Source organism: Clostridium chromiireducens (assembly GCF_003575225.1).
Lineage (GTDB): Bacteria > Bacillota > Clostridia > Clostridiales > Clostridiaceae > Clostridium > Clostridium chromiireducens.
Map to the genome: position 1 here is coordinate 117,797 of NZ_QXDJ01000001.1, position 25,440 is coordinate 143,236.

24 protein-coding genes and 1 pseudogene are annotated in these 25,440 nt (G+C 30.1%); 3 read left to right on the forward strand and 22 right to left on the reverse strand.

Features of this window, described 5'->3' with window-relative positions; translation table 11 throughout:
- Nucleotides 1-16: 16 nt before the first annotated feature.
- Nucleotides 17-1,513: an amino acid permease gene (locus D2A34_RS00500; protein ID WP_119365405.1), complete on the reverse strand. Its 1,497-nt coding sequence runs from the start codon at nt 1,511-1,513 to the stop codon at nt 17-19.
- Between the two features lie 278 nt (nt 1,514-1,791).
- Between D2A34_RS00500 and D2A34_RS00505 the strand changes: the two genes are divergently transcribed.
- Nucleotides 1,792-2,433 carry a transmembrane-type terpene cyclase gene (locus D2A34_RS00505; protein WP_079441734.1) on the forward strand — a complete coding sequence of 214 codons (642 nt, stop codon included), beginning with the start codon at nt 1,792-1,794 and terminating at the stop codon, nt 2,431-2,433.
- A gap of 166 nt (nt 2,434-2,599) precedes the next feature.
- On the opposite strand, the gene D2A34_RS00510 is transcribed toward D2A34_RS00505, so the two are convergent.
- Nucleotides 2,600-3,892 carry a hemolysin family protein gene (locus D2A34_RS00510; RefSeq protein WP_079441733.1) on the reverse strand — a complete coding sequence of 431 codons (1,293 nt, stop codon included), beginning with the start codon at nt 3,890-3,892 and terminating at the stop codon, nt 2,600-2,602.
- A 466-nt stretch (nt 3,893-4,358) separates the two neighbouring features.
- Here D2A34_RS00510 and D2A34_RS00515 point away from each other — a divergent pair, with 466 nt between their 5' ends.
- Nucleotides 4,359-5,414, forward strand: a complete 1,056-nt coding sequence (locus D2A34_RS00515; RefSeq protein WP_079441732.1) for a galactose ABC transporter substrate-binding protein — start codon at nt 4,359-4,361, stop codon at nt 5,412-5,414.
- A 96-nt stretch (nt 5,415-5,510) separates the two neighbouring features.
- Here the strand turns inward: D2A34_RS00515 and D2A34_RS00520 are convergent, their stop codons facing one another.
- The 16 genes and pseudogenes from D2A34_RS00520 to D2A34_RS00590 form a co-directional block, all read right to left on the reverse strand.
- Nucleotides 5,511-6,389, reverse strand: a complete 879-nt coding sequence (locus tag D2A34_RS00520; protein WP_119365406.1) for an IS3 family transposase — start codon at nt 6,387-6,389, stop codon at nt 5,511-5,513.
- Between the two features lie 20 nt (nt 6,390-6,409).
- Nucleotides 6,410-7,087 (reverse strand): helix-turn-helix domain-containing protein, encoded by a 678-nt coding sequence (locus tag D2A34_RS00525; RefSeq protein WP_119365407.1) that lies wholly within the window; start codon nt 7,085-7,087, stop codon nt 6,410-6,412.
- A gap of 101 nt (nt 7,088-7,188) precedes the next feature.
- Complete coding sequence (locus D2A34_RS00530; protein WP_119365408.1) at nt 7,189-7,620, reverse strand: hypothetical protein; 432 nt, start codon at nt 7,618-7,620, stop codon at nt 7,189-7,191.
- Between the two features lie 417 nt (nt 7,621-8,037).
- Nucleotides 8,038-8,580, reverse strand: coding sequence for a signal peptidase I (gene lepB / locus D2A34_RS00535; protein ID WP_119365409.1), 543 nt, complete (start codon nt 8,578-8,580; stop codon nt 8,038-8,040).
- Nucleotides 8,581-8,657: 77 nt separating this feature from the next.
- A pseudogene (locus D2A34_RS27090) lies at nt 8,658-8,806 on the reverse strand (helix-turn-helix transcriptional regulator); the annotation flags it as partial.
- A 208-nt stretch (nt 8,807-9,014) separates the two neighbouring features.
- Nucleotides 9,015-9,830 (reverse strand): alpha/beta fold hydrolase, encoded by an 816-nt coding sequence (locus D2A34_RS00545; RefSeq protein ID WP_079441729.1) that lies wholly within the window; start codon nt 9,828-9,830, stop codon nt 9,015-9,017.
- Between the two features lie 107 nt (nt 9,831-9,937).
- Nucleotides 9,938-11,644, reverse strand: a complete 1,707-nt coding sequence (locus D2A34_RS00550; protein WP_119365410.1) for a bifunctional diguanylate cyclase/phosphohydrolase — start codon at nt 11,642-11,644, stop codon at nt 9,938-9,940.
- Nucleotides 11,645-11,705: 61 nt separating this feature from the next.
- Complete coding sequence (locus D2A34_RS00555) at nt 11,706-11,831, reverse strand: cyclic lactone autoinducer peptide (protein WP_119365411.1); 126 nt, start codon at nt 11,829-11,831, stop codon at nt 11,706-11,708.
- 28 nt (nt 11,832-11,859) lie between these two features.
- Entirely contained in the window at nt 11,860-12,492 is a 633-nt protein-coding gene (locus D2A34_RS00560; RefSeq protein WP_119365412.1) for an accessory gene regulator ArgB-like protein, read from the reverse strand.
- On the reverse strand, nt 12,479-12,949 hold the full coding sequence (locus D2A34_RS00565) for a hypothetical protein (protein WP_119365413.1): 471 nt from the start codon (nt 12,947-12,949) through the stop codon (nt 12,479-12,481). The genes D2A34_RS00560 and D2A34_RS00565 overlap by 14 nt, the downstream gene beginning before the upstream one ends.
- A 1-nt stretch (nt 12,950) precedes the next feature.
- Entirely contained in the window at nt 12,951-13,502 is a 552-nt protein-coding gene (locus tag D2A34_RS00570) for a DUF5317 family protein (protein ID WP_119365414.1), read from the reverse strand.
- Between the two features lie 169 nt (nt 13,503-13,671).
- The gene (locus D2A34_RS00575) at nt 13,672-14,460 is read right to left on the reverse strand and encodes a YdcF family protein (RefSeq protein WP_119365415.1); all 789 of its coding nucleotides are present in this window, start codon (nt 14,458-14,460) and stop codon (nt 13,672-13,674) included.
- Between the two features lie 26 nt (nt 14,461-14,486).
- Nucleotides 14,487-15,398: a DMT family transporter gene (locus D2A34_RS00580; protein ID WP_119365947.1), complete on the reverse strand. Its 912-nt coding sequence runs from the start codon at nt 15,396-15,398 to the stop codon at nt 14,487-14,489.
- A 203-nt stretch (nt 15,399-15,601) separates the two neighbouring features.
- The gene (locus D2A34_RS26530; RefSeq protein WP_182629284.1) at nt 15,602-15,772 is read right to left on the reverse strand and encodes a hypothetical protein; all 171 of its coding nucleotides are present in this window, start codon (nt 15,770-15,772) and stop codon (nt 15,602-15,604) included.
- A 321-nt stretch (nt 15,773-16,093) separates the two neighbouring features.
- Nucleotides 16,094-16,630: a flavodoxin domain-containing protein gene (locus D2A34_RS00585; protein ID WP_119365416.1), complete on the reverse strand. Its 537-nt coding sequence runs from the start codon at nt 16,628-16,630 to the stop codon at nt 16,094-16,096.
- Between the two features lie 139 nt (nt 16,631-16,769).
- The gene (locus D2A34_RS00590; RefSeq protein ID WP_119365417.1) at nt 16,770-18,350 is read right to left on the reverse strand and encodes a [Fe-Fe] hydrogenase large subunit C-terminal domain-containing protein; all 1,581 of its coding nucleotides are present in this window, start codon (nt 18,348-18,350) and stop codon (nt 16,770-16,772) included.
- Nucleotides 18,351-18,514: 164 nt separating this feature from the next.
- Here D2A34_RS00590 and D2A34_RS00595 point away from each other — a divergent pair, with 164 nt between their 5' ends.
- Complete coding sequence (locus tag D2A34_RS00595; RefSeq protein ID WP_119365418.1) at nt 18,515-19,294, forward strand: 3'-5' exonuclease; 780 nt, start codon at nt 18,515-18,517, stop codon at nt 19,292-19,294.
- 201 nt (nt 19,295-19,495) lie between these two features.
- On the opposite strand, the gene D2A34_RS00600 is transcribed toward D2A34_RS00595, so the two are convergent.
- The 4 genes from D2A34_RS00600 to D2A34_RS00615 form a co-directional block, all read right to left on the reverse strand.
- The gene (locus D2A34_RS00600) at nt 19,496-21,508 is read right to left on the reverse strand and encodes a 2-isopropylmalate synthase (protein WP_079442407.1); all 2,013 of its coding nucleotides are present in this window, start codon (nt 21,506-21,508) and stop codon (nt 19,496-19,498) included.
- Nucleotides 21,509-21,951: 443 nt separating this feature from the next.
- The gene (locus tag D2A34_RS00605; RefSeq protein WP_119365419.1) at nt 21,952-22,644 is read right to left on the reverse strand and encodes a response regulator; all 693 of its coding nucleotides are present in this window, start codon (nt 22,642-22,644) and stop codon (nt 21,952-21,954) included.
- Between the two features lie 4 nt (nt 22,645-22,648).
- Nucleotides 22,649-24,223 carry an ATP-binding protein gene (locus D2A34_RS00610; RefSeq protein ID WP_079440930.1) on the reverse strand — a complete coding sequence of 525 codons (1,575 nt, stop codon included), beginning with the start codon at nt 24,221-24,223 and terminating at the stop codon, nt 22,649-22,651.
- Between the two features lie 198 nt (nt 24,224-24,421).
- Nucleotides 24,422-25,393 carry a 2-keto-3-deoxygluconate permease gene (locus D2A34_RS00615; RefSeq protein WP_119365420.1) on the reverse strand — a complete coding sequence of 324 codons (972 nt, stop codon included), beginning with the start codon at nt 25,391-25,393 and terminating at the stop codon, nt 24,422-24,424.
- Between the last annotated feature and the right edge of the window lie 47 nt (nt 25,394-25,440).

A 25,440-nucleotide genomic window follows, 5' to 3' on the forward strand; every position in this document is an offset into this window, starting at 1 on the left:
GTCTTTTTCTTATTTATCATTTCTTCATTGATTTTTTACTAGTATTGCATTTTAAATTTTGACTACAACTCCTAGAATCTTTTTTCTCTTCATTTGCCGTTGGAGTCAATTCATTAGAAAATTCCGTTGACAATCTTGATTTATAAATTTTATTACGTGCTCTACTTGTAACTACATTACTCCTTTTAGGATCCTTTACTAGTCCAAATCCCATATAAATTAACGAGTATACAGCAACCATTATTAATCCTGCTATAAGCCCAGATGACTGCCCAGAAATAAATGGCATACTGAAAATAACAACAATCATGCTGATAAGCCCAATCCATGACGTATATGGGTACCCAGGCATTTGACACTTCCCCTCTGGAGGGCATCCATTTCTTTTTCTGAACCTTATATGGGTTGCCATTATTGCTGCATAAGTAAAAAGTAACGCGAATCCACCAGAACTTAATAGAAACAAATAAATTCTTGGAAATAATAAACCTGTTCCTAATCCAACCAACATACAAAATCCAGAAAATAATATACCTTTATAAGGCACATCGCTAGTATCCTTCAACCATTTAGGGGCATGCCCTTCATCTGTAAGTGATCGTATCATTCTTCCAAGTCCAAACATTGCTGCAAGCATAGTAGACAGTATAGCCGTAATAAGCACTAAGTTAATTGCTGTACTGGCCCATCCCATTCCCCATCTATTAAGGGCAGCTACCATAGGACTTACTTCTTCGCTGAGCATAGCTGTAGGTATCAGCGGAAGTAGAAGAAAAACTGACAGAATATAAAACCCTACAAGACATACCACTGTATAATTAATCGCTTTAGGTATTGTTTCTTTTGGATTCTTAGCTTCCGAAGCTGCCAACCCAATTATTTCAAACCCTGCATATGAAAATATTACTATTAACATACTACCTGCAATACTTCTTATACCTCCTGAAATGAAAGGTTCTCTGCTAAGTTCCCCTACACCTATAGCAGATGTTCCTGGAATCAGCCCTACAATCAAACATATTGCTATAATCATGAATGATATTATTGCAAGCAATTTTACTGCGGCAAGACCGCTTTCTAGCTTACTTAGCTTATCAGCTCCTAATAAGTTAAGAAGAGTAACGCCAATTATAACGCTACCACCAAGTAATGATATAGATACATTGGGAACGAATTCCCTGACTAATATTGATACAGCTGTAGCTTCACTAGACATTGCTAAGACCATTCCAGTCCAATACACCCAGCCAACAACAAAGCCAGCTCCTGGACCAAAACTTTGTGCTGCAAAAGTTCTAAACGATCCAGAATCTGGGTTTGCAACAGTCATTTCTGATAAAGCGTAAAGTATAAAATAAACTAACACTCCTCCCAGTATATATGAAATCAAAATAGACGGTCCTGCAGCATGAATTGCTACTGCTGCTCCCAAGAAAAATGATCCCCCTATTACAGTTCCTAGTGCCATCATTGTAAGCTGCCACGCAGATAATCCCTTATGTTCTTTATCCATAATATTCTCCTCCGTTTCAAGACATACATAATATAAATTCTTTACTGTAATGTCTAGAATAACTTCTAGAATATTATTCCTCAAATTTAGAAATACATACAAGAATCTCCCCGTATGCAATTATAACAATACACCTTCTTATATTTAGAACAATAATAAGTTCTCAATTTAATCAATTATAAGTCTAGTTTTTATTGATCATGAATATTGTATATTAAAGTCTCACAATTACAGAACTTTTGAAATTGTAACAAAAAATCATAAGGAGGAAATTTCTCATGGTATTCTCTCTTCTACTAATAACCGGAATTTGTTGGACAATAGCTTACCTCGAATTAATCTATTTGGGTTTTAAGGAAAAAACTTATGGAATGCCATTTATTGCATTAGCTCTGAATTTTTCTTGGGAATCAATTCAGTCTTATATTGCTCTAAAAACTAATACCATAAATACTGAGACATTAGTTGTATTTGTGTGGTTATTTCTAGATTTCTTTATTCTTTGCACTTATTTATTATATGGTAAAAGATATTTTCCCAAACAAACTAGTACAGAGTATTTTATGCCTTGGACTATAATTATGTTTATAATGGCGTTTGTTATTCAATATTTCTTCATAATAGAATTTAAATCTTTAGGAGAAGTTTATTCCGTTTTCATTCAAAACCTTATAATGTCCATTTTGTTTATAAATATGCTTGTTCATAGAACAGATTCAAAAGGCCAAAATTTAATTATTGCTATAAACAAATGGATTGGTACCTTAGCTCCAACAGTATTGTACGGTATTATTTACGGAAGTAAACTAGTACTAGCACTTGGTATATTCTGTTCACTCTTTGATCTCATATATATGTACTTCTTAAGTAGTGTAAAAAAATCTGCAAATATATCGAAACAAAATATAATAAGGTATTAAGAGAATTTGAAATAACTAAGCTATTTTCATCATTTCTTACCCAAGTACACAATATATTCACTTTTTACAATTAACATTGTCTTAATTTCATAAAAAAATCCCTTTATTAGCGGTAACATACCAAATAAAGGGATTTCATAGTATTATTTACTTTTTATAAGAATTATTACTCATTTGCTTTTTTTATCAATATCTTGCTTATTCTTTTTCTATCACATTTTAATATGATAAAATCAAACTCCTTATAAGTAACTTTCTCTTTTACTTTAGGATATGATCCTAATTGAAAATAAACCCAACCTCCAATGGTATCTATGTTTTCATCTTCAATATCTGTCTCTAGCAATTCATTAACATCTCCAATTTGAACTTTTCCATCAACAACAAAGCTTCCATTTTCATTTTCTCTTATATCTTCTTCTCCATCGTCATCAAATTCATCTTGAATCTCTCCAACAATTTCTTCTAATATATCCTCAGAAGTCGCAAGTCCTGATGTGCCTCCAAATTCATCAATAATTATTGCCATTTGTGATTTTTCTTCTTTAAAAGTCTTAAATAATTCACTAATTGATAATGATTCCGGAACAAACTTTATCTCTCTAATAATTCCTTCTATATTTTCACTACCTTCAATCTTAAGTTTAAATAAGTCCTTGATATGGATAAAACCAATAACATTATCTTTACTGTCTCGGCATACTGGATATCTAGTTAATTGTTCTTCTAAGACAAATTTAATAATTTCATCGAAAGAATCCTCAATAAAAACACATGCCATATCAGTACGTGGAATCATTATTTCTCTTACGGTTTTCTCCGAAAAATCAAATATATTATCAACAAAAGTTAACTCAGTTTGGTCTATTAATCCATGTTTATAGCTATCTTCTACTAAAAGCTTTATTTCTTCATCCGTATGGGCTGCATCATGTTCATCAACTTGAGAAAAACCAAATAATTTTAATACAACTTCCGTGCTATGGTTAAAAGTCCACATTATCGGGTAAGTAATTTTATAAAATGCTATAAGCGGAAAAGCTGTATAAAGAGCTATTTTCTCAGAACTTATTATCGCCAGTGATTTAGGTACTAATTCACCAAGAACTATATGTAATCCTGTTATAATTGAAAATCCTAAAACAAATGAAATCGAATGAATTGTGCTATCGGATAAATTAAGTAAATTAAATAATGGCATTAACATTTTAGAAATTGCCGGCTCTCCTACCCAACCTAAGCCTAAAGATGCTAATGTTATTCCTAACTGACACGCTGACAAATATGAATTTAAATCTTTAACAACTCTTAAAGCATGTCTTGCGTTTTTATTTCCTTCAAGAGCTAATGTTTCTATCCTCGATTTTCTTACTTTTACCATTGCAAATTCTGTTGCTACAAAAAAACCATTCATAAATACTAATAAAATTACAATGATAATATTTATTATAATAATCATATATTGATAGTTTCCCTCCTAAGTTGTTGTAAGTATGTACTACTTAATACCATCTTAAATAATAAATACTATTATACCACATATTATTTACTAAACTTTAAAATAAAACATAAATAATTATATTTTATTTTACAGACCTTAATTAATTTACATCTTTCCATATATATTACTAAAAATTAAGGTTTTAATATTTCTTAAAATACTTATCTTAATCATTAAAATATTCTATATATTACACGCAATTTCCTTTGTAAATATATGTAATATAGGTTTATTAAATAAATTAACCTGAATTTTAACTTGAACAAAAAAATTTTATGTTAACTTTCTGTACATTACCTTAATAATCTTAATTTTTCAAATTACTTTCAGCTCTTCATATAAATTTATTAGAATAAAATTCATATGAAAAGACAATATAAAAATAATCATTAAAATTATAGTACAGGTTCAGTGGAGGATTACAATGAAAACATTGAAGAAAAACTTAACACTAATTATTATTTTAATCTTGTTATTAATCACATTTATAGGTAGTACTAAAAACAGTATATGTACAAGTGCACAAAATGTTCCTGGAAGAACGATTAGAGTAGTCGTCCTTCTCTCTTCCTTTAATGATGATTATATATCTATAGTCCAGCAAAATTTAAAAAAAATTCAAGATGAAAACAAAGGTACTATTGATTTCATTTTCTTTGATGGTAAAGGAGACCAAGATATTCAAAATGAGACTATGAGTTCAATATTTGAAACTGATTTTGATTTACTTTTAGCAAACTTGGTTGATATTAGCGCAAATAATGTTGATTCACTTATTAATAAAGTTAAACAAAAAAATATTCCAGTAATTTTATTTAATATATCGCCACTATCTACTGAATCAATTAAATCCTATCCAAAAGCACTTGTAATTGCAACTAATGCAGCACAATCTGGTATTTTACAAGGAAAGATTCTAGTAAATGATTGGAATAATAACAAAGCAAGTATAGATAAAAACAAAGATAATATCCTTCAATATGTAATGATAAAAAATAGAAACAATAATACATTAACAAATGCACGTACTCAATATTCCATTTCAGCGCTCAATGAAGCCGGTATAAAAACCCGTGAAGTCGCTATAGTAAACTCAACAGGGAGTAAGGATTCTACAAAAAATGATTTTGAACAAATATTCTTGCGATATAGTAATCAAATAGAATCAATTATTGCAAATGATGATACAATGGCTATTGGCGCTATTGAAGCTCTACAGAAATACGGCTATAACCTAGGAGATCCCTCCAAGACAATTCCTGTTGTTGGCGCCAACGCTATACCTGGAGCTAAAGATTTAATTAAAAGAGGAATTATGCTAGGCACTGTTGTTCAAGATGCACCTGCTATGGCTGAAGCTCTTTACAAGATTGGTGTAAATTTAGTTAACAATAATAATCCACTTGCTAACACAAACTACACCTTTAATGACACAGGAGTTGTAATCGAAATGCCTTATTATGAATATTCATCAAAATAATATGAAAGAGCAGCCATAATGAACTGCTTCCCGTCAAGTAGACAATTAAAAAAATAAAAAAATTTTCTGCCAGTGGGTCTAACCTGCTGGCAGTTTTTATGCTGCATGTAAATATATTTCATGCTTTTCCATCGGTGTTAATACACCAAGATTTCTCTGCAAGCGTATATTGTTGTAATAATCGATATATTCTTCAATCATCTTTACTAAAGACATCTTATCTGTAAATTGTTTTCCGTAGTATCGCTCTCTCTTGATAATTCCCCAAAAACCTTCCATCGGTCCGTTATCAATACATTTTCCAACTCTTGACATACTTTGTGTCATTCCTGCATCTGTAAGCTTTTGATGAAATACACGGTTGGTATATTGAAAACCCCTGTCACTATGAAAAAGGGGATGAGCCTTCGGTTCTTTCGCAATAGCATCATCTATAGTATCAAATACCAATGAGTTATTGTTAGTATCTCGAATAACATAAGATACGATTCGGCGATCATAAAGATCCAAAATAGCACTTAAGTAAACTTTACGCTTCTCACCATGAACATAATACTTGAATTCTGTTACATCAGTAAGCCATTTTTCATTCGGAGCGGAAGCACTGAATTCTCGATTTAAAAGGTTCTCCGCAATATATTGAGGATTCTTAGCCTGTCTAGTACAACCGTTATTCTTATATTTTATGGTAGATTGAATATCTAGTTTACGACAAATACGCAATACACGCTTATCATTCACTTTGATATCATGATAGCGTTCTAGGTCATCTCGAATTCGTCGATACCCTTTGTCTGGACTCTTCTCGTGAATCTTTTCAATCTTGTCAGCAATGAGCCTATTTTCACTTTCATTCAAGGTAACATCTCTTTTTAGCCACTTATAGTAACCAGCTCTTGAAACCCGACCAAGTTTGCATAAGGCTTGCACAGGATAATTATATTTTGCATTTTCTTCTTTGATTGCCTGATAAATATATTCATGGCGAACTCGGCTTAGCCCCGCCTCCTTTCTATCTCCTCGAGTTTTTTTAAGAAGGAAACCTCCATTTCAGCTCGTTCCTTTTCAGCACGTAAAATCTTGTTCTCTGCTCGCAATTTTTCCAATTCATTCATCTCAGCTTCGGGTTTACACTTCCCGCGCCTGTCTTGAAGGCCATCTATTCCAACCTTTTCATATTTCACAGTATAGCCTCTAGCCTGTTGATATGAAATCTGGTATTTTTCTGATGTTTCTTTATAATTATGTTCATGTGCAATGCAGTATTGTACAATTTCAACTCGTTCTTCAAATGTGGTTTTTCTTCCTTTGATCATGATCGTTTTCCCTCCTGCTCCATAAGCTTTCAGCTTCTCATGACCATTATACTTCAAAACCCATTTAGATATAGTATCATTTGATGGAATTTTGTATTTTACGGCTAATTCTTGCAATGAACCTTCTCCACAAATATAAGCATTAACAACCTTATGTTTAAAGGCTGAGCTATAGCATGCATTATGTCCAGTTCGGATAAATGCGCTTTCTCCGAAAGTCCGATATTTAGCAATCCACTTTCTAAAAGGTGCGCTGGTCACCCCATATTTCTTTGCAATAGAATCATAGCTACCTTTTCCATCTAAATGTTCTTTTACTGCCTGAAGTTTTTCTTTAGGTAAGATATTTCTAGACATAAAATTACTCCCTTCTAAGTAAAACAGTTTTATTATTTCAACTGTCTACCTAGAAGGGAGCATATCATAATAGCTGCTCTTAAATGATTTTTTTATAAGCTCTATTGTTTCTCATTACTATTGTTACTTAAAGGAAGTGCTTCTTTTAGTTTTGATAGCTGTTCCTTAAGTTTTTCATTTTCTTCTTTCAGAATTGAATTTATATCTTGTAATTTTTTAATACCATATACTTGACCCATAACTGCATCTTTTCCTGCGCTTAGCTCTCCGATTATGCTTTCTTTCAATTCGGAAATATCCTTCTGTGTTAACTCAGGGAATTTTTCCTTTAATGTTTTATCAAATTTATCAACCTTTAGTTTTAATACATTTTCTATTGTATTAGTAATTCCAAAATCTTCATCAATCATATCCCAGATTTCTTTAGCTTTTGCAGTATAATTCGGATGTTTTAATAATTCTTTTTTTAATTTAGTTTTCTCTAATCTAGTTGATATCACCTTTTGTATAGGCTTTAAAATTGTATCTAGCATTATAGAATACCTTTCCTTCTTAATTTATATTAAATAATATGAAACAATAACCTTAAAAGCTACTCCTTAATAATTATTTATTTTGATAAATAATATTTGAAACTTTTTTGCATCAACAAAAAAATACAGCCAACTAAATGGCTGTACTATGATATGAGATTATGAGTCTTAAGATACTTGGGATTTGTTATTTTGTATGAATAAATAATAACATAATACGACAAAATAATCTATATATTTTATATTATTTATTTAATTATTCAAAATATACTTTGTATTGGAATAATTACTCTGACATTAGTAAAACATATTAAAGAATCGGCATTAATCTCTATTCCTCTAATTTCTTTTAAATAAAGACGTAGCTTCATTTAAAAGCTACGTCTAATAAATTAATTTCTCTAGTACAGTTCTTTACTATTTCAGTTTTCCAAAATCTTTAAAAGGATAAAATACAAATTGTGCTTTTCCCTCTATTTTAGAACTGTCTATATAATGATCTTCCCAGTATCTTGCATCTTTAGATACTGGTCTATTATCACCTAGGAAAAAGTATTTTCCTTCCGGCACCTCAAATTTACCATTGTATTTATCTTTGTTTTTAACATAATCCTCTTGAACCTTTTCACCATTTACATATACTTCACCATTTTTTATTTCTATCTTATCCCCTGGCAATCCTATTAATCGCTTTACCAATGTTTCAGCTAATTCATCAGAATAAAATACAATTATATCTCCCCTTTGAAGGTTAGCCATATTATGTATCCTAGTAACTACTACTTTATCATCTTTATTTATAGTTGGAGTCATTGAACCAGTAGGAACATATACATTAAAAAATACAAATTGCCTTAATAAATATACTATTACTAAAGCAGTAAATATAGGAACTACCCACTCTTTAAAAAAATTACTCCTCTTTGTTTCATTTTCTTTAAATTCAATATTTTCTTCCAAAAAAAATCACTCCTCAATCTTCAACTTATATTTCAATATTTTTTCCTTAATCCAAAAATAAAATTTACACTTAAAGCTTATTCAAAATAAAAAAGTTCCTCATATTTTTTATCCAAGGCTATGCAACGTAGTAATGCTAACTTTTCACTAGGCAAAATTGTCATGTTTCGATGGAGCTTATGGTTTGACGAGATGCATTAACCATTTCTGCCAATTCCCCCTGGTTTTATTCCTTTCTAATATCTCCTCTTTATTCATTTTTCCAACTCCTATCATATAGATAATGGTAGTAAAAAATTTCAACTTTGTCAAATATACTTGTCAAAATAATAAAGCAGACTATCCTGTAGCCTGCTTTATCTTTTTATCTAATTCGCCTCATTCTCTTATTGCAATATATTTCATTATCGTCTCTCTCCATATGAATATATGACCTATAAATTAACAAATTGCGCAAGAACCTTATTAAACTTTTCTTTTTCATCATAAAATAATCCATGTCCACTCTCATTAAATGGTATAAGTTTTGAATTACTTATTCTTTGTTTTTGAGCCTCGGCTAACTGAAAAAGGCAAACTTGATCATGAATGCCATGAAGGATTAATGTCGGTACAGTTATTTTTTCAAGATCCGAAAATAACATTTCCTCACCTAACCAAGTATTTGCAGTTTCAGCAGTAGACCAACCTGCTGCCTGTAATCCTAATTGAAAGAACCATTCTGAAAATGCTTCGCTTATATGTTTATAGAAAAAGATATCACCAAATCCCTTAAGCATTTTAGGTCTATCCGAGTAGGTCCCTTTAATAATATCTATTACTGATTCTTTTGGTAATCCGTAAGGAAAGTTTGGCCGCCGAATAAGACTTGGTGCTGCAGCTGCACAAAGGACTAGCTTTGAAACTCCGTGTTCTTTATGCCTAGCCATATACCTTACAGCAATTGCGCCACCTGTTGAATGCCCTACCAATGTAAATTCATCTAGATTAAGTACCTCAATAACTTTTCTCACATCATCGGATAATCTATCGTAGTCATATCCATTGAAAGGTTTATCTGAATCTCCAAATCCCCTTTGATCTATGCCAATACATCGAAAGCCCATCTTAGGCAACACATTAAATTGATATTCAAACAATTTATGACTGCCTGGCCATCCATGTAAAAATACAATGGTCTTCTCGCCCTCTTCATTAAGATCCTCTACATAGATTTTCACATCTGGTTCCACTTTAACGTAGTAACCCATAAAAATTCCTCCAAATAATAAACTTTTCCTTAATAGCTTATTCTTTCAGATGCAATAAGTGAATCAGTTTTACACTTTCTATGGTTTTTGCGAATATTTGGCTCCAATTATATTTTCATTTCATTCATTTTAATACTTTCATAAAAGGAAACGCCTTCATTACTCTTAATTACTTCAATAAAAATCCTTGCAATTTCCGGATCAAATTGTGTTCCAATGCATTGTTCAATTTCTAGTATACCTTCTTCATAAGTCTTCCTATTGTTATATGGCCTATTTGAAGTCATGGCATCAAAACTATCTATTACCGTAAGAACTCTAGCAAGATATGGTATCTCTTCACCTTTTAAATTATTTGGATATCCGTTCCCATCATATCTCTCGTGGTGACTTAATATAAGAGGAATAATATCTTGGAGCGATTCTACTGATTTTATAATTTCCACTCCATTCTCTGGATGCTGCTTTAATTCTTCCCATTCCAAATCTGTGAGCTTCATCTTTTTCAGTAATATATCTTTACTAATATTAATTTTCCCAATATCATGCATATAAGCACCATAAATTAAAATCTTACTATCCTTTTCATTTAATTTAAGCTTTTCAACCATCATTCTGCTATACACAACTACTCTTTCTATATGTCCATAGGTATATTTATCCTTTGCATTTATAACGCTAATTAATGTTTTTATTGATGCTACAAGCTCAATATCTTTTTCATCTATATTTTTCTTAATTTCATCTAAAATTGATGTGTAAGCTTCAACTCTATTTTTATTAAAAAACTTTGCTCTGTATAATGCATCATCTGCACTTTTTATTAACTCTATATCATTTTTTGCTTTATCTGGATAAATAGATACCCCAATTGATGCTGTAATCTTACCTCCAGGTTGATTTTCTTCACCTTCAAAATATGTAACTTCTATTTCTTTCCTTAATTTTTCTGCTATGTCCATTGCCTGTCCTTCGTCAGTATTAGGCAATACTATTGCAAATTCCTCACCGCCATACCTTGCAGCGATATCATCTTTTCTTACAGCAGACTTAATAATCCCACCTATCTTTTTAAGAATGTAATCACCTTTTTGATGTCCGTGAGTATCATTATACTGCTTAAAATAATCTATATCTATAAAAATCATGGATACTGGTTTATCATCCCTTTTTCCAATCTTAATTTTCTCTAGTAACGTATCATAAAAATATCTGTGGTTATACAATTCAGTAAGACCATCAACATTAATTAATTCTTCAAGCTTTTTAATGTGTTCTCCTTCGACTTTTACATAGAACCCTAAAGGCCAAGCTGTTAAAATAAAAACTCCTACTAAAATTAAATCATTTTCAAAATTAACATTTATAACTGCATTAGGTTGCATAAGTATATCCATAGATAAAACAATTATTGATGAAACACCTGAAACTATAAACCCTTGTTTCATTCCAGATTGAATGGTTGTTGTTATAATAATAAATAGGAATAACAATTTATATTCACTTTGGTTCGCACCACAAATAAATATGACTACTGAAAATATAGCTATAAATGATATTACTTCTACATAGTTTGACAGATTAAATTTATTCTTAATTGAAAAAATCCACCCAAGATAAATTAAAATTAGTAAAAGTAATGGCACAAATAAACCTACAAGAGTATAAAATGATTTTGGCGCAAATATCACTAGACTATCATTCTTAACAAATTCCTTACAAAGAATCACTCCAATTAACAAAAGTGATGCTAATTTTACTATTGATACTATTTCGTTTATTTGTTTCTCTCTATTGTTTCTTACATTTTTCATATAACATAACCTCATTATAATCACAATGAGACTGATATATCAGCCTCATTTTTATTATAGACTATTCATCTCTTAAACACTTTGGTTCTTCTGGTTGATATGATGACCAAATACATGCAGACGTAGCAACTATAGAAGCAAAAACCGTTGCTAATGTTGCTATAGTCATTAAAATTTTATTTTTCATTTATCTCCCCCCATCCTTAATTTAGTTATTATTTAAAGAGTTTATTTAATTTTGCCATTACTTGATGTCCATATTTAGTTAAGGAACAAACTTGCCATAGCACACCCATATAAATACATAGCGAGTAAACAAGAATTTTAGACTCCTCTGTAAAATAAAAATATGTAATTTCAACCAAAATAATAATTAAATAAACACTTAAAATCACTATAGAATTTTTTTTTAATCTCCCTCTTTTTTTAGAACTTTTAATGGGTTTAGATTTACTATCAACAGGTGCTAATTTATATATAATATAATATGACCATATAAATATACAACCTCCACTCATAATGGTTAAGTTAAGGTTTAAATTCATATATTTCGCTATTAACCCCATTCCTATACTGCTCACTGTTCCAATAATAGCACATCTCCTTGGCGAACTAGCGTGAACTCCTCCAGAACTTTTTCTTAATATGCTGATTGTGAAAGATATTATTAAAGCTTCAATTAAAACATTCAAAATAATGCCAAATATTATAACAAGTCCTATACAGATTCCCATCTGCATTAAAGCAAATATTCCATAATTTATTATATCTCGCTTATTATTATCAAATTTTAATTCATTGGCTATATAATTTGAAATATTTTCACATATACTTTCAATCCTTAACATTTTTAGATTTCCCTTTTGTTCTCACATAATAATAACCTAATACAATAAGCGCAAAACTCCCCAATGATGGCAATCCATATATTGTTTTTAACCATGTATCTGACATTATAGATTCCAACTGTTCTTTAAATATAACATTAAGTACTAACATATTTAAAACCTCTGTAACAAATAAACAAATAGTAGTTATTATTGATGATCTTATAGATAAAATAGTATCAATCTTACTCACACAGACTAAAACAATAATTTGAGTAATAATAATCAATATTGTATGTACCCCATAGTTTATTGGCAACATCCTAATAAAAAACGTAATTACCGCTAATAATAAGCTAGAAGTCAAATATCTAACAACTTTAATTTCTTTATTTGAAAATATATAACCAGCAAAAATATATACTAGTGCCTCTGGAATTGTTCTTACTATAAACTCCAATGCCGTTAATCTTAACATTCTATTCCTCCTTTAATTCTAGAGTTCCGATCTTCTTTATAGAACTATATATTACAATAAACGCAAAAGCTCTCATGCATGCATCTCCTATACTAATAATGCTGTAACCAAGATCTATAAAATCAGTCAATATTCTTAACTTTGTTTGTGAATCTCCCAATATATGAAAATCATTTATTACCTTAAACGAATCTAATTTTACATATCCAGTTAAATAAGATAAAGTTGGGTAAGCTGGCATAAAGCCTCCATTAACTTTTATCGCAATATCATTTAACACTCCACCTAAAAGTACAAAACCAGAACCTATTATTGAGCTTATATAAATCTCATATTTAAATACTAACAATAAATAGCTACATAAATAAAATGGTTTTAAGCTTTGCATGAATCCAATAAACTTATAATTCCCTGTGAAAATAACAACTTGTCCAATTAAATATATTACTTCAAATATAATTAGTGGATAAATAGTCCAAGATTTAAACACTGGACTTACTTTATATCCCTTTATCTTTGCAAATATAAACGCAAATAGTACTGTTTCTGGCATATTCCCTCCTATTTTAAATGCACAAGTGTATGATAATAATAAAAAATCAAGTTATACTCTTAACTTTTTGATAATTAAGTCTTATAATATCACATAATATACATTATAATATTAATTTTCCTACTTTTCCACATTATTCTTATAGTTAATTAGTGCTAATTGAATTAAATTAGCACCTACTATAAAAATCCTCATTTGAAATCATTGATTTTAGTAAATAATAACTCTCTTCGATTTCACTTGGAATATCCACATGTGCAATAAAACTTTTACCGTTAGGACCATATCCATTTTCATCATCTTTTAGTCTTGGTATTTCTCCCATTATAAGTTGAAAATATCTTTGTTCATCCCATATCCCATTTATATCGACATTTCTTAATTTAAAATTTTCATCAATACTTGGAATGAACGGCGCGTAATTTATTAATTTCACTTTCTCTGGATTAACATACTTTAAAAATGACGCATAAGTTCTAAGCTGCATAGTTGGATCTTGAACTAAAAGTAGCGAACTATATTCAATATTTAATTCTTCTAATAATTCCACAGCTTTTTTAGCATTATCACCACAATTTATTGATTTATTTTCCACAATTATTTTCTCTGAATCAATTTTATAAACCTTAGTCATGATTTCAAAAATTATATCCGCTTCAGCTTTATTCTCTACACTAATAAATTTATATATATCATCTTTTCTTATTTCATTTCTTAAAATTTCAGTTGAATGTCCTATACCACCGTTTATTAAAATTTTATCACATAATTTATCTTCATATGCTTTAACAGCGCATTTGATTGTATACGGAATTGAGTTTCCAAGCAGAACTAATATATCGACCTTATTAATACCAAATTTATTTTCTAGCTCATTAATATCTAATCTACCAATATCTCTAGCAGCAAGAAATTCTGATATTTGGTTTATACAATATTGAATTTTCACATTTTCCATTACTAGTCACTCCTGTTTAAGTTATATTAATTTTGTTCTCCATTGGATTTATTTATGAAAGATAAAATTATAATTGTAACTATAATACATAATGTTCCTATCCATTGTGATATTCCAAGCGGTACGTTAAGCCATATGACCGATAAAAAAGCTGCTGATAAAGGCTCAGCAGATGATAATACACTTGCCTCTGTTGGTTTAACGTACTTTAGGCTTTCTAAATAACAATAAAAGGCAATTAACGTTCCAAATAGCACAACAAAAATAACAGCTAATACCGATTCTATGGACCATTCACCGATAAAATCCCATGGTTTATGTATAAAACTAAACGCTATTCCTCCGATTAGCATCCCCCATGCTACAGTAATTGTGGAACCAAATTTATTAAGTAGGTATTTAGGTTGAACTGTATAAAAAGCTGCTGCAAATGCTGAACTTATCCCCCAAAATAATGCTAATTTAGATATTGAAATACTACTAACATTTCCTTTGGTTATTATCAAAAACGTGCCCAGCATAGCCAAAATAATTCCCCAAATTTCTTGAATACTTGGACGTTTCCTAGTTTTAATTGAAATATATATAGTGATTATTACAGGAGATAGATACTGCAGAATGGTCGCAGTTGCCGCATTTCCATATTTAATAGCAGCAAAATATGTGTATTGAACGCTTAGCATTCCCAGAATTCCAAACATCAAAATGTTTAAGCAGTCATATTTTGATTTCCAAACTTCTAGCACTGCTCTATTGCTCTTTATAAATGCATAAATTAATAGTATTATTCCAGATATCAGCAATCTAATATCCACTAGCCATTCTGGACTAAATCCACTTTTCTGGAACAAGTATTGCGCAACTGTACCAGAAATCCCCCAAAGCATAGATCCTATTAAAATCAATATTATTCCCGTTCCTCTTCCTTTAGTCTTCACTATTATTGTCACTCTCTTTTCTTTTCCTATTTTGCATCAATTAATAAATTATACCATGTTTTATGTATATTTACTCATTTTATCTTTAAATATAATCTATGCTAATAGACAGTTAAAGATATTTTTTTATTTTACTTAAATATTTTAAGTAAAATAAAAAAGGTAGATTAAACACTAAAGTATAATCTACCTCTTAAAAATAATTATTTAGCTCGCAAGAAATTTTCATAGCTTTCAATTTGATCCTCTCTATGGTTATTTTTTAACCACTCATTATAATGTAAAATATTTTCTTCAATTTTTTTTATATTTATTTGCTTACTAATCTCTTTTCTCTTTTCTGCATACATATTAATTTTTATTATATTTCCCATCTCTGAACTCTCCTTTCTATATATATCATCTTTTTCATTAAAATTATAATAATTTTAGTTTTATATTATTCCTATCTTTATACTATCATTCTATCATACATTTTCAAAATAATCCATACTAATTAATAATATTTATTAATTAGTATGTTATATATAACTTAAAATCATGTTAATTATATTAAATATATAAATTTTTTTATAGTTTCTATTTTATATCAGAAAGAGGTAGCTATTATAGCTGCCTCTTAATATTATAGAAAGTTTTATGTGTAATATTTGTATGCTTATATTAACATAAATCTAAATAAAAACCTATGGTAATTAATAATCTTTATTCATAGAATTCACGTATCTTATTAATTGCCGAATATTTTCTTTTCTCATGAAATCTACTGGATTATCATAAGCTAAAAGCATACCTTTTTCATCAGGTGTTAATTCTTTTTTACTTTTTAACTTCCATTTTAAAAGTGTCATAAGAAATTTATCACAAAAATTAAGCTTACTATAATCAAAACCACCACGTAAATAAAATAATTTTATATATTTTTGTTGTTCTTTTGTAAAATTAATATTTTTTATTTCATTTAATATCGTTTCTTTCAATGGTGATGCTCCTGTAGCGAAAATAATAATTTTTTTATTTTGAAACTCATTAAAATTTTTTGTTATAAATTTTATACCATTAATTCCGACTGCGTGAAGACTTCCACCAAATATTACAATATCATATTCTTTAACTTTCTCAATTGAAATTTTCGAAACACTAAAAATATCGGCGGATAGCTCCTCTGCTATCCATTCTGCATACCTTTTTGAAAAATTGGTTTTTGATTTGTATATAACTATAGTTTTCATTTTTCCCCCTTATAATTTACCCTATAAAATGGAGATAATTGTGTATTTTTTTAATTATATTCTAAAGTACTTTAGCAATAAACCCTATAACGCACAGTGATAATTATTTGTTTTGAAAATAGCATTATAAAGTTTTCTTCTAATGTTTTTTTCGCTTTTTAGAAATTTTATTTTGAAGCTGCGAAGATCTATTGCAATAGCTTGTATGAAGTAATTTATTTGCCTTCACTCCGTCTGGTTCTCCAATATAATTCTTATACATGTTCTGAAGCATTTCATTCTCGTCAGATATCCTTCTTATTGATTTTTTATCAATATTTATTAAACAATCAGTTCTAGATCTTATATAATCTTTTTCTAACAAATTATTAGTTACTTTGTCATAGCACTCCATTTTTACTGCATTCGCTCTACAAATATTACTGCACAATTTACATCCAATACATCTTTCTTTCTGAACTTCTGCTCTTCCCTCCCCATTGTATTCTATTGCATTAACAGGACAGCTTTCTATACATGTTCCACAGGCTATACATAAATTTTCAATTATTTCTGATTTTCTTTCTATTTTAGGTGTTCCACTACCATTTATGCAACCACCAAAACAGCTCAAAACTTCAATTAATAAATACTCTTTCCATTTCTCACTTTTTAAGAACTTTTCGATTTCCTTCAGTCCATTAATTATTGCCACTTTATACTTTTGTCCTCCTAAAGTAATATTAGCTTCTTTTATATACTCATATTCAGGCAGACTGCTAAATTTAATATTTTGAACTTGTGATATATCACTGCCCAAATAATTTCTTACTGCTCTAAGAATAGACTGCATAATGCCTCCGCTTATTCCTAAAATAGTTCCTGCACCTGTATACCCACTCATAAAATGGCTCGTTTTTTCATCAGGAATAGCTGTAATATCAATTTCATTTTCTTTCAAAAGCTCTGCATATTCTTGAGTTGTTAAAACTAGATCTATATCTCTATAATTATTTCTTCCCATCTCGTCTCTTTCAGCTTCATATTTTTTTGCCGCACATGAATTTATAGATATTGTAACTATATTAGTTGGTAGAATATTATAGGTATCTGCAAAATAAGTTTTTATACCTGCACCTATCATTTGCTGTGGAGACTTTGAAGTGCAAATATATTGTAATATTTCCGGATAAAAGAATTCAACATAACGTACCCAAGCAGGGCAAGACGATGTAAACATAGGGAGTTTTTCTTTGTTTGAAATTCTTTTAACAAGCTCAGTTCCCGACTCTACAACAGAAATATCCGCTCCAAAATCTGAATCAAATACATTTTGAAATCCCAATTTTTTAGCAGATGGTGCTATTTTCCCACCTACATAAGTTCCTATGGGAAGATCAAACTCTTCTCCTAAAGTTGCTTTTACAGATGGTGAAGAAATCAAAACCGTATATTTTCCGCTATTTAAGTATTGTTTTGCCAGATCCAAATCATTTCTAATATTCATAGCCTTATTATGGCAAGCAGCAGCACACATTCCACAATATATACATCCTGTATCTCCAAAAGTTCCCTGTTTAGGTTCTACTGTTTTTTTTCCATTGTTTACTTCTTTTAATATAGCCACTTTAGTTTCTTGAGCGCATGTAAATGCACAGGCTGTGCATCCAATACATTTTTTCTTATCTATTTGTATAAGATTATCTTCATTAATCCTACTATTTTTTTTCGACTTTCCCATATACTTCTCCAAATTATTTATTCTATACTTATAATTACTTTTTTCATAACGTTATTATTACTAAATTATATATTAATAAATATAATTACTTTTTCACTTGGAAATACTATAATTAATATATTACCCCAGTTAAATTTAATTATTAGATAAGAGTAGGTGAGAAAATGCACTATATTATATATGACCTAGAATTTAATCAAAAAATGAATAATGTTACAGTTCCTGACGATTCTATTGAAAATAAAAAAGGTATAAACGTAAGTGATATGCCCTTTGAGATTATTCAGATTGGTGCAATAAAGCTTAACGAAAACTTTGAAACCACCTCTACCTTTGATGCTTTAGTAAAGCCAACTTTATATACATCAATTCATCCTTATATAGAAAACCTAACCAAGATAACCAACGACAAAATTATTTCAAGTCAAAATTTTATTCATGTTTATAAAGATTTCCAAAAATTTATTGGTGATGAAGAAATTATACTGTGCATTTGGGGCATGGCTGATATTAAAGAACTTATACGAAATATAAAATACTATAACCTACCTGGTTTAAAAACATACAAATACATTGATGTACAAAAATATGCCTCTAAATATTTTAATGCACCAAATAAGTCTAGAATAGGACTCAGAAATACTATTGAATTTTTAAATCTCCCAATAGAAGGCGAATTTCATGATGCCTATAACGATGCATTTTATACTTCGGAAGTCTTTAAACTTATCTATAATAATAATATTAAAGCTTCAGTATATACTCCTGAACCCTCAAAAAGGGTATCAAAACCTAAAGAAATAATTGATATAGCCGCATTAATTATTCAATTTGAAAAAGTATATGATAGAGAAATGACACAAGAAGAAAAATCTATAATAAAGCTTGCTTATATGATGGGACGAACTAAACAATTTGTATTTGGAGAAACACCCCATAAATAAAGATTGGCTTATAGTAATGTATTCTGCTAATTACAAAAGTCTAACAAGAACAGATGAGCCATTTCTTTGTATTAATTTATTTTAGAAATGACTCATATATCTCTCTAGAATTATTTACTTTATTATTTTCAAAAAAGGATAACCTTTTAATTCAAGCTATCCTTTCTATATTTGTATTAATAATTTGACCTGTGCATAAGCCTAAATGTATTGTTCATTTTTCGACTTTGGTACATTATTCCTAAATTCAACAGGTGTTATTCCATATGCTTTTCTAAACAATCTTATGAAGTGCTCGACATTTTGGTATCCTACCTGCTCTGAAATATTTTCTACCGTCATACCACTTCCCTTTAATAAGTTCTTTGCTTTATCCATTCTAATTTGCTTCACTATATCTCCAAATGTAGTATTTGTACTTTCTTTAATATATTTTGATAGATATGGCTTAGATAAGAAGAATGTTTCTGAAAGTTTGTCTAATGTAACGGTCTTATAATTAGATTGAATATAATTTAGTACTTCAGTCATTCTTTCATCTGATCTTTTCATATTTTTTATTTCTTCTAATTGGTTTACTGCTACTGCTAAAGCGGCAATCGATGAATTAATAATGTCTGTTTCTATTCCAACTCCCCAATAAAGCTTATCGTGACATTTTATCCCCACATAAGTCACTGCTTTTGAATGAGAGCCGCTAGATAATGAATGTTCTTCATACACATCTAATTCATATTCAATTCCAAAATATTCTTTAATTGCATTACTAACTGCATCTAATCTTCCATTTCCTTGTGCAGTTACACATTGTGTTTTCCCGCCGTGGCAGATTGTAGCTTCTGCTGTCATCTCTGCACCTTGTCTAAAATGGCATTCTGGGATTTGAAACACATGTGAATTACGAATGTATTTCTCTTCTAAAATGCTATAAATCCATTCTGGAGTTAATTCTTTATGGGCTTTATCTGATATATCCTTAACGGTGTATCCAAAAGCTTCTTGCATCTGTTTTGGAAGTGAAATTCCATAATTCTTTTGTAATATATAAGCAACGCCCCCCTTGCCTGATTGGCTGTTAATTCGAATAACATCAGAATCATACTGACGACCAACATCCATCGGATCAATAGGTAAATAAGGAACGTCCCAGTACTCACTGTCTCTATTTTCACGCCACTTCATTCCCTTTGAAATTGCATCTTGATGTGAACCCGAAAAAGCTGTAAACACTAATTCGCCAGCATATGGCTGACGCATACCCACTTGCATTCTAGTTAATCTTTCATAAGTTTCGCATATTTCAGACATATTTCTAAAATTTAACTTAGGATCTACTCCATGTGAATAAAGGTTCATAGCAACTGTAATAATATCTAAATTACCTGTTCTCTCACCATTTCCAAACAAGGTTCCTTCTATTCTATCCGCTCCCGCAAGTATCCCAAGCTCCGCATCACTTACTCCAGATCCCCTATCATTGTGTGGATGTAAACATAACGATACAGCTTCTCTATACTTTAAGTTTTTATGAATATATTCTACTTGGCAGGCAAATACGTGAGGCATTGCATTTTCAACTGTTGTTGGAATGTTGATAATTGCCTTATTTTCCTTAGTTGGCCTCCAAATATCTAAAACTGCATTACATACTTCTAATGCATAATCAACTTCTGTTCCTGGAAAGCTTTCCGGGCTATATTGAAAGGAGAAATTCCCTTCTTCTTTTTCTGCTAGTTCTTTTAAAAGCTTGGCCCCATCTACAGCGAGCTGTTTAATTTCCTCTTTAGATTTCTCAAATACCTGCTCTCTTTGAGCAACTGATGTCGAGTTATATAAGTGAATTATAGCATGTGGTGCCCCTTTAACCGCCTCGAAAGTTCTCCTAATAATATGATCTCTAGCCTGAGTTAACACTTGAATTGAAACATCTTCTGGAATCATTTCTTTCTCAATTAGTGTTCTTATAAAATCAAATTCTGTTTCTGAAGCTGCTGGAAATCCCACCTCAATTTCCTTAAAACCGATCTCTACTAACATATTAAAGAATTCTAATTTTTCTTCTAAACTCATGGGCTCAATTAGTGATTGATTTCCATCACGTAAATCCACGCTGCACCATCTAGGTACCTTATCTATATAATCCTTCTTCACCCAGTCGTATGTGACCACTGGTGGCATAAAATACATTCTTTTATACTTTTGAAAATTTTCCATTTACTTCACCCTCCTAATATAAATACTTGAAAATAGCACTTAGTAAAACAAGTCCTTAACGCTATATTAATCAAACAACACTCTCAATTTGTTCAATTTGTGAAATTTCTCCCTCTCCTATTGTATGTAATATAGAATAACACATCCTAAACATAAATTTTAGTGATAAATTTAATCATTTTTATTGATGTATTTTAACATTTAATATTTATTTAAGTTAAGTAAATAAATTAAAGCCTCCAAAGAGACTTTAAAGCATTATAAATTTCTTGCCTAGAAATATACTTTATAATTTTAAACATACACAATGTCAGAAAAAGAAAATACTCTTTTATTCAGTTGCTAGAAGAAATATCTATAAGTATTTCTTCTAGCAACTGAATAACATGAGTACCTTCTCTTTTGGCTAGCTATCCCATAATGCTAAGTTTCGCATTGGATATCTATGATTTAAGCTTATATTTATATAGAGGTCTTCCAATCTTTCCATATTCAATAATTTTTTCTATTTGGCCTTGTTTACTCATATAATCAAGATATTTCCTTACAGTGACTTTAGCTATACCTAGTTTTTCAGATAACTCTTCTGTTGTAAAGTAATCTTCTTTTATGCTTTCAAGTTCATTAACTATTGAATTATAGGTATATTTATTAAATCCTTTTTCCAGATTAAGCTTTACTTCTTCGTTATTTGTTTCCTTGCTTTTATTGCTTAAAATAAGCTTATCCAGTTCTCCTTGTTCTATGGTTTCATTATTCTTAAAACTATTTATTCTTTCTTTGAAAATACTTAGTGATTCATTAAATCTCTCAAAGGTGAATGGTTTTATTAAGTAATCTACAACTCCATATCTAAATGCATCTTTTACTCTATCTATGCTTTTATCTGCCGTAATTAATATTACATCAGACGATATTTCATTTTTTCTTAGCCATTTTAATAAATCTATTCCATTTTCATTTGGAAGAAAAACATCTAGAAGAATTAAATCAACAGAATTACTAGATAAAAATTCTTTTGCTTCTGAAAGATTTGCAACGGCTTTTTCTAATATAAAACCATCTACTTTATTTAAAAATTTTGAGTTTATTAGCCTAACCATTGGATCATCTTCAACAATCATAGTTTTTATCATGCATTTAACTCCTTTCCATAGGAATAGATATATCCCATTCAGTACCATTATTTATTATAAAACTAATAGTTCCCTGAGCCTCATCAATAATTTTTTTAACTATATACATTCCAAAGCCCCGTTCGCCTTCCTTACTTGTAGTACCCATGTCATATAAAGAATCTACCATTTTTCTTGGTATTCCCGCTCCATTATCTTTTATCTTAATTTTCATCTGTTCATCCTCTTCGAATATTTTCATATAAATTTCACCTGTTCCGTCATTTTTAACAGCGTCAATAGAATTTTCTATTAAATTCCCAATAACAGACACAAGTTCTTCTGATGTCATATACTCCGGTAACTTTGTTATCTTTGAATCATCATCTATAATTAAACTAATTCTTGATTCTTCGCACTTACTATATTTAGACAAGATTAAGGCAGCCAGGGATACATTCTTAATTTTATCGGATATTATGGTAGTTATACTTTTTTTATTTTCAACAATAACATTAATAAATTTAGTTACTTCATCATATTCCTCTAGCTGAATAAGTCCTGAAATTGTATGTAACTTATTCATAAATTCATGATTTTGAGCTCTAAGTGACCATGCCATTTTTCTTATTCCAGTTAATTCTTCTGCCATTTTACGTACTTCAGTTAAATCCTCAAACGTTACTACTAAGCCTAGAACTTGATTCTTAAACCCTCTTATAATGCTGTATTTACACATTATATTTACTCCTGGACGTACCTTTATTTCTACATTAGTCATGGACTTTGCACTATTTAAAACATTTAGTGCCATACTTTCATATGTAAAGTCAGTAATTGGTTTTCCTATATCACTTTCCTTTAGCCTTAAAATTTTACTTGCTTGTTCATTAAATAACGTTATGCAACCATTCTTATCTAAAGCTATTATTCCTTCTTTTATATTTTCGATTACTGTTTCCTTTTGCTTTAAAGCCAAAGCTATTTCTTCTGGTTCAAGACCAAATATAGCCTTTTTTATATTATAGGAAAGAGCTATAGCACCTGAAATACCTAAGATTAATCCCATTACTATAATAGGTATGAATTTATACATTTTTGTATACACTTCATTGTCAAATTTATTATATAGCATTCCTACTGCTACTGCACCTATTTGCTTATTATTTTCATCATAAATGGGAGCAAAAGCTCTTACCGAAATTCCAAGAGTTCCACTTCCTGTTGAGACATACTGCTCTCCAGTTTTCAAAACTCTTTGTTCATCACCACCAATAAATTTTTCACCTATTTTACTTTTTACAGGATGTGAATACCTAGTACCGCTCATATCCATAACCACTATGAATTCCACATTCGTTTTTATACGAGCCCTCTCAATTTCATCATTTAATATATCACTTGAAATACTTTTATTTCCCTTTAAATATTCCTTTACTTCATATGTTGATGCAAAAGAATCAGCTATATTTAACATATTTTTATCTATCTGATCTCTTAATAATCTTTTCATTTCAATAAAGGAAAGTATAGTTATGCTTCCAATGGAAATTACAAGAATTATTATTACAAAAGATATTATTTTTCCTTTTAATTTCATTTTATCACCCTTTTAAAACTTCATAACATATTTTAATTTACACAACTTACTTTAATTATATCCAAAGAACTGATTATTACAAAATAAAGAAAACTCCCTTTAGCGTTAAATTCAAATGCTATTTTTAAAATTACTTTTTGCAAAAGATTAAGAGCGTACTCCAAAGAATCCGCCCTTAAATATGAAATTTATTCAATATTATGCAACAACTTCATTATTGAGTTTTCTTGCTTTACTTTTTTGAAGCATCTTAAATGCAAAACTAACAATGAATGGGCAAAGTATAGCTGATACTACACATGCTGCTGCAACTTGTGCTGTTGCCACTGTTGCTATAACTGCTAATGATGGATCTGCAGCTGCAACTGCTGCTGGTGTAGCTACAGCATTCCCTGCTGTTGAGCCAGTCCCGAGTCCAATAATTGGCTCTTCTTTAAATATTCTTAATAATATATAAGCGCCTATTCCAGTAAATGCAGCTATTACTCCTAATAATATTCCAGGTCCTCCAGCTGTGATAATAGTTGAAAGATTCATTCCTGCACCTAATGGGAAAGAGAAGAATGGAATTAATAACATTTTACTGCTTCCAAGGAATTTTCTCATATCTGGGTCAAGATTCCCGAGTATCATTCCTATTACTATTGGAACCATTACTGCTACTAGTGCCATGAAAGGAACTTGAGCTAAGCCTGAAGCGCCTAGTGCAACTAATGTGAAAAACGGACCATCTTTTAAAGATAATAAAGCGTATGCACCTACATCAGTTTCATCACCATATTGTGAAGCAAGAGATGCATATAATCCACCATTACAATTTGTTAAAGCCGCAAGGATTGCAAGTGGTGACAAACCTAATACTCCAGCAGGACCAAAAACTTTACCTACAAATATACCAATACCAGCACCTACTATAAATTTACCAGTTATCAATAGTGCACCCTTTTTTATTGCTCTTGGTGCTAATTTAAAATTAATCTGAGAACCAATCAAAAACATAAAACAAGCCAAAATTGTTGACGATGCAGTTGAACTAAATAATGCAGTTGTAAAACCACCTATTTTTAGAACTTGTGGACAAAATGTATTAACTAACACCCCTAAGAAAAGTGGAACAACCATCATACCTCCCGGGATTTTATCAAGTGTCTTTTTAATTGGAATTTGCATGTTTATACCTCCTAAAATTTTATTTTCTCACAATTTAAACCTTTACA